At 66.2% G+C, this 14,406-nt stretch carries 12 protein-coding genes and 4 tRNA genes; 14 read left to right on the forward strand and 2 right to left on the reverse strand.

Annotated elements, in window-relative coordinates:
- Nucleotides 1–4: 4 nt before the first annotated feature.
- Complete coding sequence (locus tag CMASS_RS01465; RefSeq protein ID WP_156831813.1) at nt 5–640, reverse strand: hypothetical protein; 636 nt, start codon at nt 638–640, stop codon at nt 5–7.
- A 596-nt stretch (nt 641–1,236) separates the two neighbouring features.
- Here CMASS_RS01465 and CMASS_RS01470 point away from each other — a divergent pair.
- The 6 genes from CMASS_RS01470 (at nt 1,237) to CMASS_RS01495 (ending at nt 8,731) form a co-directional block, all read left to right on the forward strand.
- Nucleotides 1,237–3,723: an excinuclease ABC subunit UvrA gene (locus CMASS_RS01470; RefSeq protein ID WP_022863416.1), complete on the forward strand. Its 2,487-nt coding sequence runs from the start codon at nt 1,237–1,239 to the stop codon at nt 3,721–3,723.
- Between the two features lie 117 nt (nt 3,724–3,840).
- Entirely contained in the window at nt 3,841–4,494 is a 654-nt protein-coding gene (locus CMASS_RS01475) for a hypothetical protein (RefSeq protein ID WP_022863417.1), read from the forward strand.
- An 11-nt stretch (nt 4,495–4,505) separates the two neighbouring features.
- Nucleotides 4,506–6,197 carry a 2-succinyl-5-enolpyruvyl-6-hydroxy-3-cyclohexene-1-carboxylic-acid synthase gene (menD, locus tag CMASS_RS01480; RefSeq protein ID WP_022863418.1) on the forward strand — a complete coding sequence of 564 codons (1,692 nt, stop codon included), beginning with the start codon at nt 4,506–4,508 and terminating at the stop codon, nt 6,195–6,197.
- 68 nt (nt 6,198–6,265) lie between these two features.
- Nucleotides 6,266–6,703: a DUF3592 domain-containing protein gene (locus CMASS_RS01485; RefSeq protein ID WP_051126866.1), complete on the forward strand. Its 438-nt coding sequence runs from the start codon at nt 6,266–6,268 to the stop codon at nt 6,701–6,703.
- Nucleotides 6,704–6,771: 68 nt separating this feature from the next.
- Nucleotides 6,772–7,971, forward strand: a complete 1,200-nt coding sequence (locus CMASS_RS01490) for a glycosyltransferase family 4 protein (RefSeq protein WP_027018755.1) — start codon at nt 6,772–6,774, stop codon at nt 7,969–7,971.
- Between the two features lie 70 nt (nt 7,972–8,041).
- On the forward strand, nt 8,042–8,731 hold the full coding sequence (locus CMASS_RS01495; RefSeq protein WP_022863421.1) for a demethylmenaquinone methyltransferase: 690 nt from the start codon (nt 8,042–8,044) through the stop codon (nt 8,729–8,731).
- Here CMASS_RS01495 and CMASS_RS01500 read toward each other — a convergent pair.
- A complete protein-coding gene (locus CMASS_RS01500) occupies nt 8,728–9,963 on the reverse strand; it encodes a geranylgeranyl reductase family protein (RefSeq protein ID WP_022863422.1) in 1,236 nt (411 codons plus the stop codon). The two genes, CMASS_RS01495 and CMASS_RS01500, sit on opposite strands and share 4 nt — an antisense overlap.
- 218 nt (nt 9,964–10,181) lie before the next feature.
- Between CMASS_RS01500 and CMASS_RS01505 the strand changes: the two genes are divergently transcribed.
- The 8 genes from CMASS_RS01505 (at nt 10,182) to rplK (ending at nt 14,316) form a co-directional block, all read left to right on the forward strand.
- A complete protein-coding gene (locus tag CMASS_RS01505) occupies nt 10,182–11,111 on the forward strand; it encodes a polyprenyl synthetase family protein (protein ID WP_084684436.1) in 930 nt (309 codons plus the stop codon).
- Between the two features lie 76 nt (nt 11,112–11,187).
- Nucleotides 11,188–11,270: transfer RNA gene (locus CMASS_RS01510), tRNA-Tyr, on the forward strand.
- Nucleotides 11,271–11,745: 475 nt separating this feature from the next.
- Nucleotides 11,746–11,818: transfer RNA gene (locus tag CMASS_RS01515), tRNA-Thr, on the forward strand.
- Between the two features lie 44 nt (nt 11,819–11,862).
- A tRNA-Met gene (locus CMASS_RS01520) sits at nt 11,863–11,934 on the forward strand.
- A 108-nt stretch (nt 11,935–12,042) separates the two neighbouring features.
- A tRNA-Trp gene (locus tag CMASS_RS01525) sits at nt 12,043–12,118 on the forward strand.
- 26 nt (nt 12,119–12,144) lie between these two features.
- Nucleotides 12,145–12,480 carry a preprotein translocase subunit SecE gene (gene secE / locus CMASS_RS01530; protein ID WP_022863424.1) on the forward strand — a complete coding sequence of 112 codons (336 nt, stop codon included), beginning with the start codon at nt 12,145–12,147 and terminating at the stop codon, nt 12,478–12,480.
- Nucleotides 12,481–12,638: 158 nt separating this feature from the next.
- Nucleotides 12,639–13,643, forward strand: coding sequence for a transcription termination/antitermination protein NusG (nusG, locus tag CMASS_RS01535; protein ID WP_022863425.1), 1,005 nt, complete (start codon nt 12,639–12,641; stop codon nt 13,641–13,643).
- Nucleotides 13,644–13,878: 235 nt separating this feature from the next.
- Nucleotides 13,879–14,316, forward strand: a complete 438-nt coding sequence (gene rplK, locus CMASS_RS01540) for a 50S ribosomal protein L11 (protein WP_022863426.1) — start codon at nt 13,879–13,881, stop codon at nt 14,314–14,316.
- The last annotated feature ends 90 nt before the right edge of the window (nt 14,317–14,406 follow it).

Consider the following 14,406-nt stretch of genomic DNA (forward strand, 5'->3'; position numbering starts at 1 on the left):
CTCCTTAGTCCCGCTGCGCGAAACTAATCCCCTCGTGGAATCCCCACACGGGCGACCGCTGATACCCGCTCGCTGCCTTCGGCCGCGCCTTCGTTCCCTTTCGCTGCGCGCGGTGCCGCGCGGTCGCCGCTACCACCTCAATGACCTTGTCCATGTGGTAGCGGGTGCAGTCATCGGTAAACCGCAGCGGCGCCCACCCCATTTGCACAGCTTGGTTGCTCTTCCACGCGCCGATGATGAACGTGTCGTGGTTGTCAGTGGTGGGCGCGTGAAACTTAATCGAGTCGAGGTCAATGACCGTCGTGCCGTCCTCAATGCCCACATCCCAGTAGTACGCACCGAGTTTGAAGTTCGGAATCGGCTCGAGCCCGCCGCGCCGCATACTGCCGATGACATCCCGCTCCCACTGCGACGCCGTCCCGACCGGCGCCAACCGCGCCAACTCTTCGAGATCGTCTCGTTTCTTGCTTCGCACCGCTGCGATGTCCCGCGCGAATGCTTCCCGCCCGCGCAGGTTCCGGTACGCGGCGGCGAGGTACTCCTTCAGCATCAGCGGCGGTGCCTCTTCGTATTCGAGCACGTCGGCACAGATCTGCGCCGGCGTGGCCAGCCGCACCCCGTTGACCACGCGCGGCCTCACACGCTCCGTCCGAATAATCCGGACTGCATCGTTGTGTAACCGTCCGTGCTTGCGCGGGGCCCTAAGCAAAACGGGTAGGTAAAAGCAGTGCTTCCCAGTATCGACACCGGCTGAATTGAGTATTCCCCATCTGGTCAGTGAAGGGTGCTCTATGACCATTGCAGCAAGGCCAGTCACTGTCGTTCGCGGGTACCGAGCAGCCACCCCGCGCACGATGTCGCTGACGCTTGCCTCCTGAGAAATGTAAAGACCTGTAGCCAGGCGGACAATTTTCCCGTCGCGGGCGGCTCGCGAAATTCGCGAGTTCGAGTACCCCATCTCATGTAGCTTTTCAGTAGTCCAGAATCCCACACGCTATCTGACTGCGCGCCGCCCTATCTGGTTCCCGCACATCGAGAGGTCTGCGCCACAGTGCCCGTGCAACTCGTTGACCCACAGAGGGCCGAAAAGGTGACCAAATTGGAGCTCAGTGGGTCATCGGGTTGCACTGCGATGTTCTCGAGCGCTTTTCGGGGGATAGTACAACCGAAACGTTGTCGCATCGCAGTGCCTTCCGGGCGCAGAACGAATACGGCCGCGCGGTTACGCTAGCGGGCATGGCTTCTTCGCAGCTTACGCAGATCTCCGTCCGCGGCGCGCACCTGCACAATCTGAAGGACGTGGACGTGGACATCCCGCGCGGCCAGCTCGTCGCGGTGACGGGCGTGTCCGGCTCGGGCAAGTCGTCGCTCGCGTTCGGCACCATCCACGGCGAAGGGCAGCGCCGGTACTTCGAGTCGGTGGCGCCGTTCGCGCGCCGGCTCATCGGATCCGCGGTGGACCCGCAGGTCGACCAGGTCGAAGGCCTCCCGCCCACGGTTGCGCTCCAGCAGTCCACTAGCGGCGGCGGGGCCCGCTCCACGGTGGGAACGGTCTCCGCGATGTCGAACTCCGTCCGCCTCCTCTACTCGCGCGCGGGCGACAACCCGGAGGGCCTCTACTCCGACTCCTTCTCGCCCAACACCCCGGAGGGCATGTGCCCGGCCTGCCAGGGCCAGGGCGTCATCCACATCCCCACGGAGAACTCCATGGTCCCGGACCAGACCAAGAGCATCGAGGACGGCGCCATCGCCGCCTGGCCCGGCGCGTGGGCGGGGAAGAACTTCCACGACATCCTCGCCACCCTCGGCTTCGACCTCGATTCGCCTTGGCAGGACCTGCCGGAAAAGGACCGCGAATGGATCCTCTTCACCGAGGAGCGTCCCGTGGTCACCGTCAAGCCCCTGCGCGGCGAGGATCAGATCCAGCGCAACTACAAAGGCACGTGGCGCTCGGTGGCCAGCTACCTCAGCAAAACACTCGCCGAGACCGAATCGGACACACTGCGCAAGCGCACCTTGAGCTTCATGGAGACCCGCCCGTGCGAGGAGTGCCACGGCCGCCGCCTGAACCCCACGGCTCTCCAGGTGACGTACGCGGATCTCCCCATCGACGAGTTCAACGCGCTGCCGCTTGCCGATGTCGCCCGCCTCCTCCACCAGCAAAACCCCACCGCCCAGTCGGCGGAGGACCTGCTGCTGCGCCAGCTCGTCCCCACGGTCGAATCCGCCTTGGACCTGGGCCTCGGCCACCTCAGCTTGGATCGCCCGACCGCCACGCTATCCGGCGGTGAGCTGCAGCGCCTGCGCCTGGCGTCCCAGCTGCGCGCCGGGCTCTTCGGCGTTGCCTATGTGCTGGACGAGCCCTCCGCGGGCCTCCACCCGGCCGAGCGCGGCGCGGTTCTGGACATCTGCCGCCGCTTCATCGACGCCGGCAACTCCGTGCTGCTGGTCGAGCACGACATGGACTTGATTGCCGAAGCCGACTGGCTTGTCGATGTCGGCCCCCTCGCCGGTGAGGGCGGCGGCGAGGTTCTCTACTCCGGACCCGTGGAGGCGGCGTACGCTGCCTCCACGACTAACGCCGCCTCCACGACTAACGGCACCTTTGCGACTGACGGCTCCACGCCGACCGTGCGGGCGCTGGCACATCGCACGCTCAACCCCAACTCCGAGCCGCGCTCGGCCAGCGGCGAGCTGGAACTCCGCGATATCCACGCGCGCAGCATCGACGGGCTCGACGCCACCTTCGGTCTCGGCCAGTTCACTGTTGTGGCGGGTGTGTCCGGTTCCGGCAAATCCACCTTGGTCAGCACGGTGCTGGCGGGGCTATTGCGCGGGGAGGCCAAATCGGTCACGGACGAGGAGGAGGCCGACGCGGATGGCGAGTGGAGCATCGGCAAGCGGGCGGGCACAGAGAAGATCAGCCGGCTGGTGCAGATCACCCAGAAGCCCATCGGGCGCACGCCGCGCTCGACCCTGGCGACCTACACCGGGCTTTTCGATGCCGTACGCAAGCTCTTCGCCCAGACCGACGAGGCGAAGCGCCGGAAGTGGACGGTCTCGCACTTTTCGTACAACGTGAAGAAGGGCCAGTGCCCGACGTGCGGCGGCGCGGGGCAGATCGAGGTCGAGCTGGTGTTTCTGCCGGGAGCGTACCGCCCGTGCCCGGATTGCGAGGGAAGGCGCTTCAACGACGAGACGCTCGAGGTGACGTGGCACGGGCTCACCATCGCGGACGTGCTCGCGCTCACCGTCGACGAGGCCGCGGAGGTGTTTACCGGCGGCGGGTCCTCGGAAAAGAAGGTGGCGCGGGCCATCGAGACGCTGCAAGCCATCGGCCTGGGATACCTGCGCCTCGGCCAGGGCGCGCCGGAGCTTTCGGGCGGCGAGGCTCAGCGCATCAAGCTGGCCACGGAGCTGCAGCGTTCCCGCACCGCACGCGGTGGGCACACCGTCTACCTCCTCGATGAGCCCACTACCGGCCTGCACCCGGCCGACGCGCAGCTGCTTATTCAGGAGCTTAACCGGCTTGTCGATGCCGGCCAGACCGTCATCGTCGTCGAGCACGACATGCGCGTGATTGCGCAGGCCGATCGCGTCATCGAAATGGGGCCTGGTGCCGGCGACGACGGCGGGCGCATTATTGCCGATGCCGCGCCCGCCGAGCTGGCCGAGCGCGATACCGCTACGGGCCGGGAGCTGCGCAAGCGAATAGCGCGTTAGTAAGCGCGCTGCATGCCGGGTTCACTTCCTCTGCCGGTTGGGGCGACGAATTGTCAACGGCGTACGGAGGCGTGTGGGTGGCTGGAAAGTGGTCGTCGGGTGCGCTATGAACAACATATGGCAGCACAATGCAACAACGTCTCAGAGGATAATGAGCCCCGATACATCGGCCCCACCCAGGGAAGTTCCGACCAGCGGAATGCCCGGCCGCATCCGCGGCAGTACTTCCCGGGCGAGGATGCCCCGCGGGACTACGCGGGACAGCAGGATTTCGGGGGCACTTACCGTTACGGCTCCCAGCCGGAAACACAGTTCCAACCAGAAACGCAGTACCAACCCGCGCCGCAGTATCGGCAGCCGGAGCCGGTGCAGTCGCAGCAGCCCGCCCAGCCGACACCGCCGGCAGAGACCGCCAATGGCGGGAAGGGCTCCGGGGTGGCAGGCGTGCTGGGCGCCCTGCTCGTCCTCGCGCTTTTGGGGCTCGGAGTCGTGACCTTCCTGTGGCGCTCTGCGGCCAGCGAGGCCGACAAGCCGGCGCCCGCGCCGGAGACGGTGACGGAAACGCAGACGAAGACGCCGGAAAAGGAAACGGTCACGGAGACCGAACAGCCGGATTTGTCCACCGTGGATCCGCGCGACGTGCTGCCGTCCGACGTTCCGGACGAGCTCATGCCGGATCAGGAAAAGCTGGATGAATTACACAACGAGCTCGACGATCTGCTGGGCAACCTGCGGGATACGGCCGATCGCGCCGGCGAGCCGGCGAACTAGAATAAGGCGACATGTCTGGAAGCGACAACGCCGAAAACGTCTCTGAGAACACGGCGCCCGCATCGTCGGCCGCCCAACACTTGGCAGAGGTGGTGGCAGAACGTCTCGCCCGCCACCTCACCGACGTGGTCATCTGCCCCGGTTCGCGCAACGCGCCGCTGTCCCTCGCGCTGCTCGCGCGGGACGACATTCGCGTGCACACCCGCATCGACGAGCGTTCCGCCGCCTTCGCCGCGCTCGGTATGGCACGGGTGACCCATCGCCACGTCGGCGTGGTCACCACCTCCGGCAGCGCGGTCGCCAACACCTGGCCCGCGGTGGTCGAGTCCCGCTACTCGCACACCCCGCTGGCCATCATCAGTGCCGACCGGCCGGAGCGTCTCGTGGGCACGGGTGCGTCCCAGACCATCGAGCAGCCGGGCATCTTCGGCGCATACGCGGCCACGACGCAGGTGGCTGCGGTGGGGGATGAAGAAGGCATCGATAAGCGCTTTGCCCAGGACTTCACCGTCCACATCAACGTCGCCTTTGACGCGCCGCTGCTGGGCGATGCGCTGCCGCAGCAGACGGGGGAGCGGCACCAGCTGCCGCCGGTGGTGCCCGCCACGCAGCGCGCCGGGATGGTAGACTACGGCGAGGTGGAGGTGGACCTTTCCCGCAACACACTCGTCATCGCCGGTGATGAGGCCTGGGAGGTCGCAGGCCTCGAGGACGTGCCCACCATCGCCGAACCCACCGCGCCCGCGCCGTACCACCCGGTGCACCCAGCGGCCGCGCACATCTTCCGCAAGGCGCAGGTCTCCGCGAACGACTACGTGGTCAACACCAAGGTGGAGCAGGTCATCTGTGTGGGCCACCCAACGCTGCACCGCGACGTGATGGCGCTGGTGACCGACCCGGACATCGACTTCGTGACGCTCTCGCGCACCGCCGACTTCACTAACTTCCGCGGCGCCAGCGCGCGCCGGGGCACCCGCGTGAAGGTGACCGGTGAGCCCACAAAGGAGTGGCTGCGCATCTGCGAGGGCGTGTCGTCTGTGGGCGCGAACGCGGTGCGCGAGGTGCTCGAGGACGACAGTTTCGGTTTCACGGGCCTGCACGTCGCCGCCGCGGTGGCGGACACGCTCGCGCTTGACGATGCCTTCTTTGTCGGCGCCTCCAACCCCGTCCGGGATGCCGCGCTGGTGGGCCTTCCGTTCGGCGGCGTGGACACCTACAGCCCGCGCGGTGCGGCCGGCATCGACGGGAGTGTCGCGCAGGCGGTGGGCGTTGCCTTGGCCACGCAGTCGCTGCACCCGGACGCGCCGCGGGCGCCGCGCACCATCGCGCTTGTAGGGGACGTCACCTTCCTGCACGACGTGGGCGGGCTGCTCATCGGGCCGGACGAGCGGCGGCCGGAGAACCTCACCATCGTGGTGGCCAACGACAACGGCGGCGGCATCTTCGAAACCCTCGAGCAGGGCGGCGAGGCGTTCCGCGCCGGCTTTGACAAGGCCTTCGGCACCCCGCACGGGGTGGACATTGCGGCGCTCGCCGAGGCGTACGGGCACGACTACCGCCGGGCGGACAGCGCCCAGGAGCTGCTGGATACGCTCGCGGAACTCAAAGAGATGTCGCCGGGCATCACCATCGTCGAGGCCCGCACGAAACGAGACACCCTGCGTGCACTGCACGCGAAACTCGCCGAGGTCGTGGGCAAGTAGCCGTGCCGGACCGCAAGGAGCCGCGGTTTCCGCCGCACGTCATCGCCCGCCGCCTGCACCAGGTGGTCATGGCGCTGTGGGCCGCCGGGATGCTGGGCACAGTCGCGATGGTGGTGGGCCCGGCGCTCAACGACCGCGCGATTGCCAGCGATCCTGGCAGGGCGCTGGCCACGGTCACGGACACCGGGTGGATGCGCACCACCATCGACTACCAGGACGAGGATGGGATCTATCACTCACCGCCGACCGGCCTGCTGTACCCGACTGGCCTGGGCGAGGGGCAGCAGGTGTGGGTGACTTATCAGAAGTCGAACCCGGATCTGGTCAAGGTGGAAGGCCGCGAGTGGACTCTTTCGGTCATCCCGGCGTTGTCGGTGGCGGTGGTCAGCTGCGCGGTGGCCGCCGGGCTGTGGCGCCTCATCTCCGTGTGGGAGCGAGCTCGCGGGGAGCGGTCCCGCGGGCAGCGGTCCCGCGGGGAGCGGAACCGAATTGTTAACCGGTGTTAACTGAAAATTCGCGGCGCTTTTACTCCGATCCCTTTTCTGGCCGAAAGGAAGTTCTTAGGATGAACCCCATGCGCATTGCCATCGTCGCCGAGTCTTTCCTCCCGAACGTCAACGGGGTGACCAACTCCGTTCTGCGCGTGTTGGAGCACTTCCACGCCGCGGGCCACGAAGCGATCGTCATCGCCCCTGGCGCCCGCGCAGGCCAGGAGGAAATCGGCGACTACTTGGGGTTTTCCATTGTGCGCGTGCCCACCGTGAAGGTCCCCGGCGTGGATTCGCTGCCGGTCGGCGTGCCCACCACGGTGGTCAACGACACCCTGCGCGAATTCCAGCCGGACATCGTGCACCTGGCCAGCCCCTTCGTTCTCGGCGCGGCGGGGGCTTTCGCGGCGCGCCAGCTGCGCATCCCGTCGGTGGCGCTCTACCAGACCGATGTCGCGGGCTTTGCCACGAAGTATCACGCCTCCGCGCTGGCCTACGGCGTGTGGGAGTGGCTGCGCACCATCCATAATTCGTGCCAGATGACGCTCGCGCCGTCTTCGCCAACGATCAAGGACCTGCGTGATCACCGCATCCGCAACGTCCGCCACTGGGGGCGTGGCGTGGACGCGGTGCGCTTCCATCCGGAGAAGCGGTCGCAGACGCTGCGCCGCCAGTGGGACCCGACGGGAAAGAAGAAGATCGTCGGCTTCGTCGGCCGCCTCGCTGCGGAAAAGGGCGTGCATCGCCTGTCCGCGCTCAACGGACGTGACGATATCCAGTTGGTCATCGTCGGCGACGGTCCGGAGCGTCCGCTGCTCGAAGCGCAGTTGCCCACCGCGCATTTCACCGGTGCCTTGGGCGGCGAGGAGCTTGCCCACGCCTACGCCTCCCTGGACCTGTTCGTGCACGCCGGCGAGTTTGAGACCTTCTGCCAGGCGATCCAGGAGGCGCAGGCGTCGGGTGTGCCCACCATCGGCCCGCGCGCCGGCGGCCCACTCGACCTGATCGACGAGGGGTACAACGGGCTGCTTCTCGATGTCGACGCGTTCGTCGAGGAACTCCCCGGCGCCGTCGACGCACTACTCAACCCGGAGATCCATGACGAGCTGCGGGCGCAGGCCCGCGCGTCCATCCAGGACAAGACGTGGGATGCGCTGTGCCGCCAGCTTGTTGGCTACTACGAGGAAGTCTTGGAGGATACCCGCCGGGTGCCGCTGACCATTTTCGGTCAGCGTCCCGAGCTGCCGCGCTGGGCCACTCGCGCGCTCGGCGGGCGCGTGGCGTGACGCGGGCGTGACCGCCCGCGTCACGGAGGTCGATCGCCCGCGTCACGCTACCCGTCTTAGACTGTGTGATGTGTCTAAGGCAGATTTGGATAAGCAGCCGGTCGATGTCGCCTCCATGTTTGATGCCGTGGGGAAGAACTACGACCTGACCAACACGGTGCTGTCGTTCAACCAGGACGCGATGTGGCGCCGCCGCACCCGGGAGCGGCTCAACCTGCAGCCGGGGGAGAAGGTCCTCGACTTGGCCGCGGGTACCGCGGTGTCCACAGAGGAGCTGTCCAAGTCCGGCGCGTGGTGCGTGGCCTGCGATTTTTCCCGCGGCATGCTGGCAGCGGGCGCGCATCGCCCGGTGCCCAAGGTCGCTGGCGATGGGATGCGCCTGCCGTTTGCCGATGCCACTTTTGATGCCGTCACCATTTCCTACGGGCTGCGCAACATCCACGATTTCGAGCAGGGCCTGCGGGAAATGGCGCGCGTGACCAAGCCGGGCGGGCGGCTGACGGTCGCGGAGTTTTCCACCCCGATCGTGCCGGTCTTCGGCACGGTGTACAAGGAGTACCTGATGCGGCTTCTGCCGCCCATCGCCAAGCTGGTCTCCTCGAACCCGGAAGCCTACGTCTATCTCGCGGAGTCGATCCGCGCCTGGCCTGACCAGGAAGAGCTCGCGGGTGCCATCAACGCCAACGGCTGGGAAGACGCCGGCTGGCAGAACCTCACGCTGGGTATCGTCGCGCTGCACTCGGCCCGGAAGCCGTCTTAGCTTCCCACTTCCCACAGCGGCGTGCCCGCCCGCGCCGCGCTGACCCCGCCGCCAGCAAGCCGCCACGCGCGGGCCAACAGGTCACGGTCCTCCTCGGTGACCAGGTTGCCCATCAGGCGGGCTGCGGCGGGCATGAGCAACCGGCCGATCGGCCCGCGCATGGCTACCGGCCCGGCGGCCGGCAGGAACTGCGGGTAGGTCAAAAGGCGGGCGGCGGTGCGGGCGAGGAGGAACGCCTCGCCGAAGTGCGCGCGCAGCGTGTCCGGCCACAGGAAGGTGAAGTCGCGCTCGCCGAGCAGCTCCACGGCGAGCCGGGCGGTCTCCAGCCCGTAGTCGATGCCCTCGCCGTTTAAGGGGTTGACGCAGGCGGCGGCATCGCCAATCAGCGCCCAGTTACGGCCCGCCACGGTGGACACAGCGCCGCCCATCGGCAGCATCGCCGAGGTCACCTCGCGGGGTGCGGCGAGCTGCCACTCCGCGCGCTGCTGCGCGGCGTATTCCCCCAGGAGCTTCTTCGTGTTGAGCCGGGCCGGGCGAGCCTTCGTGGATAGCGCCCCGCAGCCCAGGTTCACCCCGCCTATCTCACGGCCGAGCGGGAAGATCCAGCCGTAGCCAGGCTGGACGTCGCCGGTGCTATCGGCAAGTTCTACGTGGGAGTGCATCCACGGCTCGTCCGCGTGCGGCGTATCGCAGTACGCGCGGGCGGCGATGCCGTAGACCTCGTCGCGGTGCCATGTGCGCCCCAGTGCCTTGCCAAAGGTGGAGCGCACCCCATCGGCGACGATGACCCAGCGCGCGGTGACCTCGCCCTTCTCGCCGGCGGAAAAGCTCACCAGCTCGCCCCCGCGCAGCTGCGGGGAATGCGCTGGGGCGTCCTCCCACAGGGTGGCGCCGGCTTGTACCGCAGCGCGCACCAGCAGGTCGTCGAAGACGCGGCGGGGCAGTGCGGTGCCCTCGTGGGTGGGGTAACTATCCGGCCACGGGGCGGTGACAGACCCGCCGTAACCGTGGAGTTTGAGCCCGCGGTTGCGGTAGCTCGTGCCCAGGTCGATGCCCAAAAGGTCCAGCTCGCGCATGGCCCGCGGGGTGAGCCCGTCGCCGCAGGTTTTGTCGCGGGGAAACGACTGGGCATCGCAAAGCAGCACGCTCTTGCCCGCGCGGGCCGCGTGGATAGCGGCCGCAGCTCCGGCCGGCCCGGCACCAACTACCGCTACGTCAAAAGATTCCGCCATGGGCTCAATTGTCGCACGCGGCTAAGCGGGGCTTTAAGTCCGCGGAGCTTAATAGACCTTTGCAGCGGGTTTAGACTACGGTAACTACCGTTATCTACCTTTTCCCGTCGATCGTGCAAGGAACGTCATTGAGCAGACCCGGTCAGACAAATCCCCGGGGTGGTTCGCAGGCCGTGGACCTGGGGGATGAGCAGCTTAACCAGCGCATTGCCGACGGAATGTCGCGGGTGGAAGAAAACCTCCGCGAAGAAATTCAGCGGGGTGAGCGCTTCCTGCACGAAAAGGCGATGCACCTCGCCGCCGCCGGCGGCAAGCGCTTCCGCCCGCTCATGGCTCTGCTGGCCTCTGAGTTTGGCGAGCGCCCGGGGAACGAGGAAGTCATCAACGCCGCCACTGCGGTCGAGATGGTGCACATGGCCACCCTCTACCACGACGACGTGATGGACGAGGCCAACCGGCGCCGCGGGGTCGATTCGGCGAACGCGCGGTGGGGCAATTCCGTGGCCATCCTCGCCGGCGACGCCCTGCTCGCGCACTCCACTCGCCTGATGAGCACGCTGGGGATGTCCACCGTGCGCAAGTTCTCCGACACGTTCGAAGAGCTGGTCACTGGCCAGATGCGCGAGACTATCGGCGCGGGTGAGGCCAACCCGGTCGAACACTATCGGAAGGTCATTTGGGAAAAGACGGCGGTTCTTATTGCCTTGCCGTCGTATTTGGGCGCCACCCACGCGGGTGCCCCGGCCGAGCACGCTGAGTCGCTGGAGCGCCTCGGTGGTGCGCTGGGGATGATCTTCCAAATCATCGACGACATCATCGACATCTTTTCCGAGTCCACCGAGTCCGGAAAGACCCCGGGGACCGACCTGCGGGAGGGCGTGTTTACCCTGCCGGTTCTCTACGCACTAGAGCACGACAGTGCGGCCGCCCAGGAACTGCGTGGCATGCTCAGCGGTGCGCTCACGGCGGACGCCGACGTGGAGAAGGCCCTCGAGCTCATCAAGCAGACCGACGGCCGGGAGCGTGCGCTTGCCGATGTCGACTCCTACCGACGCCAAGTCGTCGCCGAGCTGGATCGCCTGCCCGCCGGGCCCGCGAACGAGGCGCTGCGCCGGTTGACTTCCGCGACCGTGGAGCGCGTTGGTTAGCCGCGTTGCCCTGCCGATTTGCTTTGGGCAGGCATCGTCATAGTAAAGTATCTTCTCGCACCGCAAAGGTGCGTTCGCCAGGTTGTCCGAGCGGCCAAAGGAAGCGGACTGTAAATCCGCCGGCATTTGCCTTCAGAAGTTCGAATCTTCTACCTGGCACAGTCGCAAGCCCGCGGCGAGTTTCAGTGAGATGCTCGCCGCGGGCTTTGTGCATTTGCCGCCCCGCCGGCAGTGTCCTGCCCGCACTGCCCGTGCCGGCCCGCCTTCAGCATCCCGCCCGCGCCGCAAGCCCCAATTGGCTCCGGAGTGCCGTCGTGCCGGAGCGCGCCTAGCTGTGCGCACGTTTTGTGATCGCAAGGCTCCGTAGAGCGCCGAAACGGCCGCTTATGATCTCGAAACGTGCACGAGCGCACCCCCAGCTGCCGAGCGAGCAGCCGGGCGAGCAGCCGAGCGGTCAGGCCGGCGAGCGGCCGGGCGGAGGGGCGCGCAAAGAAGCCATAAACCGGGGCGTTGAAGTAACCGGGAAACCCGGGTTAACCAGCCGATTTGTGTTGTTGAATCGTTTCGGGTTACTCTTTTGAAGTCCGCAACGGAGACGGGCCGAGGAAATCGGTCAGGAACCGTTAGAGGATGTGCCCCCTTAGCTCAGTCGGCAGAGCGTTTCCATGGTAAGGAAAAGGTCGACAGTTCGATTCTGTCAGGGGGCTCTGTTCGTTTCATGGGGTAGATGCCTCAACCAGAAGCGGGCTGTGGCGGTGTAGCTCAGTGGTAGAGCAAACGACTCATAATCGTTGTGTCGCGAGTTCAATTCTCGCCATCGCTACTGGTCAAAAACGCCCGGCTGAACTGTCGGGAGTGTTTGACTCCCTCCAATCGGACTGGAGAACTAGTCTGGTATGGTCATGCGTGCTGTTTCTGCAAACGCATGAATAGGGGCGTGGCGCAATTGGTAGCGCAACGGTCTCCAAAACCGTAGGTTGCAGGTTCGAGTCCTGTCGCCCCTGCCACTCTTTCAACCAGGAGGATTCCAGCTGTGAGCGAAGATAAGCGGCCCGTCAAGGGCGCTGAAGCATCCCGCCCGACCGGCAAGCGTCAACTCGCTGGTACCTCCACTACGTCCACCGCGGATTACGAAAACAAGCGCGCGGTGCAGACCACCGACAAGGCCCGCGACGAGAAGCCGGGCGGTGGCGTTTCTTCTTACATCCCTGAGGTCGTCAGCGAGATGAAGAAGGTGCACTGGCCGTCCGCCAAGGAAATGGCGCAGTACACGCTCGTGGTCTTCGGCTTCCTCATCTTCACCACCGCGCTGGTGTGGGGCGTGGACACGCTCGCCGGCCTGGGAGTTGAGGCCGTCCTCACGCCTTAGGTATACTCCGTACACGTAAACGAAATCCCGCTTGTTCCGCAGACCGGAACGGCGGGATAATTTATTGGCATATGCACCCTCAGGTGGGGAGTACAACCAGACCCCGCCTTACGCATCCCCGCCACGAAAAGTCGTCAGAGACGGATGGAGTAAGAACAATGAGCGACGAGCAGAGTTTCGGCAATTCCGTGGAAGAGGCGTTCCTGAGCTCGATCCAGGAGCGTCAGTCGCGTGCTGCGGAAGATGCGGCATCGGCAAGCGCGGCGGAAGACCAGGACGGTACCGAGAACCTGTCCAACCCGGGCGAGGTCGACGGCGCGGACGCCAATGGCGGCGAGAACCAGACCGACGAGTACGAGTCCGCCACCTCCGGCGACGAGGCCGTGGAGGGTGACAGCGCCGACTACTCCGAGTTCGCCGAGGCCGCGCAGAACGCGGCCGGCGCAGGCGACAACGCTGAGGGCTCCGCGGACACCGGCGACGAGGCCGAGGCGGAGGACCCGAATGCGGCCGCCGACGCCGAGTACCGCCGCCGCCTGCGCGAGTACACCCGTGAGCTGAAGAAGATGCCGGGCGACTGGTACATCATCCAGTGCTACTCCGGCTACGAGAACAAGGTGAAGACCAACCTCGACATGCGCGCGCAGACCCTCGGGGTGGAGGACTCCATCTTCGAGGTTGTCGTTCCGATCGAGCAGGTCATCGAGAAGAAGGACGGCAAGAAGAAGACCGTCAAGCGCAAGCTGCTGCCGGGCTACGTCCTGGTCCGCATGGAGATCAATGACGCAGCGTGGTCGGTCGTGCGCGAAACCCCGGGCGTGACCAGCTTCGTGGGCAACGAGGGCAACGCGACCCGCGTCAAGGCGCGCGAGGTGGCCAAGTTCCTCCTGCCGAAGGAGTCCCCGACCGGCGGCGACGCAGCGGCCAACGTCAAGGAAGGCGAGCAGGTCGTGGCCATGCCGGAGAAGGAGGAGCCGAAGAAGGTCGCGCACGACTACGAGGTGGGCGAGGCCGTGATGATCCTGTCCGGCCCGCTCGCGTCCGTGTCCGCGACCATCTCCGAAATCGACCCGGAGACCGGCAAGATGCAGGGCCTGGTGTCCATCTTTGGCCGCGAGACCCCGGTCGAGCTCGAGCCGAACGAGATCGAGCGCGTCAACTAAGCAGGGAGCTGGCCAGCCGCGTTTTGGGAGCGCGGGGCCTTATCGCTTAGACTACTGAGCCGTATGTCTTGCCTAGCGCGCAGCGCTGGGTACAAGGCATGCGGCATTTTTCATACGTACATCCCCGGTGGCCACGCGAGGCGCACAGGCACCTCGCGGGCATCCGGACGGTAGCGCAGCCTGTCACAGACACCATCGTGGCGCGCATACCGGCAACAGGGAAAAGAGGTAAACGATGGCTAAGAAGGTAACCGGCTTCATCAAGCTGCAGATTGAGGCAGGCCAGGCCAACCCGGCTCCGCCGGTCGGCCCGGCACTGGGTGCCCATGGTGTCAACATCATGGAGTTCACCAAGGCCTACAACGCGGCTACGGAGAACCAGCGCGGCAACATCGTGCCGGTGGAGATCACCGTCTACGAGGACCGCTCCTTCGACTTCAAGCTGAAGACCCCGCCGGCAGCCAAGCTCCTGCTCAAGGCCGCTGGCATCAAGAAGGGCTCCGGCGTTCCGCACACCGACAAGGTGGGCAAGGTCACCTGGGATCAGTGCAAGGAGATCGCAGAGACCAAGTTCGAGGACCTGTCCGCTCGTGACATCGAGAACGGCGCCCGCATCATCGCCGGCACCGCTCGTTCCATGGGCCTCGAGGTCGAGGGCGCACCGGAGAAGTAAGCCGGCAACGGCTTCGCGCACTCCGGAGCGCACGCACAAACATGTGGTAGGGCCAGCTGCGGCCCGCCAACACCACAGCAATTCTTCACA

The sequence above is a fragment of the Corynebacterium massiliense DSM 45435 genome (assembly GCF_028609805.1).
GTDB classification, from domain to species: Bacteria; Actinomycetota; Actinomycetes; order Mycobacteriales; family Mycobacteriaceae; genus Corynebacterium; species Corynebacterium massiliense.

What these genes read in the sequence shown, in the direction of transcription:
- CMASS_RS01470 (WP_022863416.1), top strand. Translation starts at nt 1,237, where the DNA reads ATGGCTTCTTCGCAGCTTACGCAGATCTCCGTCCGCGGCGCGCACCTG.
- CMASS_RS01475 (WP_022863417.1), top strand. Translation starts at nt 3,841, where the DNA reads ATGGCAGCACAATGCAACAACGTCTCAGAGGATAATGAGCCCCGATAC.
- menD (WP_022863418.1), top strand. Translation starts at nt 4,506, where the DNA reads ATGTCTGGAAGCGACAACGCCGAAAACGTCTCTGAGAACACGGCGCCC.
- CMASS_RS01485 (WP_051126866.1), top strand. Translation starts at nt 6,266, where the DNA reads ATGGCGCTGTGGGCCGCCGGGATGCTGGGCACAGTCGCGATGGTGGTG.
- CMASS_RS01490 (WP_027018755.1), top strand. Translation starts at nt 6,772, where the DNA reads ATGCGCATTGCCATCGTCGCCGAGTCTTTCCTCCCGAACGTCAACGGG.
- CMASS_RS01500 (WP_022863422.1), bottom strand. Translation starts at nt 9,963, where the DNA reads ATGGCGGAATCTTTTGACGTAGCGGTAGTTGGTGCCGGGCCGGCCGGA.
- CMASS_RS01505 (WP_084684436.1), top strand. Translation starts at nt 10,182, where the DNA reads ATGTCGCGGGTGGAAGAAAACCTCCGCGAAGAAATTCAGCGGGGTGAG.
- nusG (WP_022863425.1), top strand. Translation starts at nt 12,639, where the DNA reads ATGAGCGACGAGCAGAGTTTCGGCAATTCCGTGGAAGAGGCGTTCCTG.
- rplK (WP_022863426.1), top strand. Translation starts at nt 13,879, where the DNA reads ATGGCTAAGAAGGTAACCGGCTTCATCAAGCTGCAGATTGAGGCAGGC.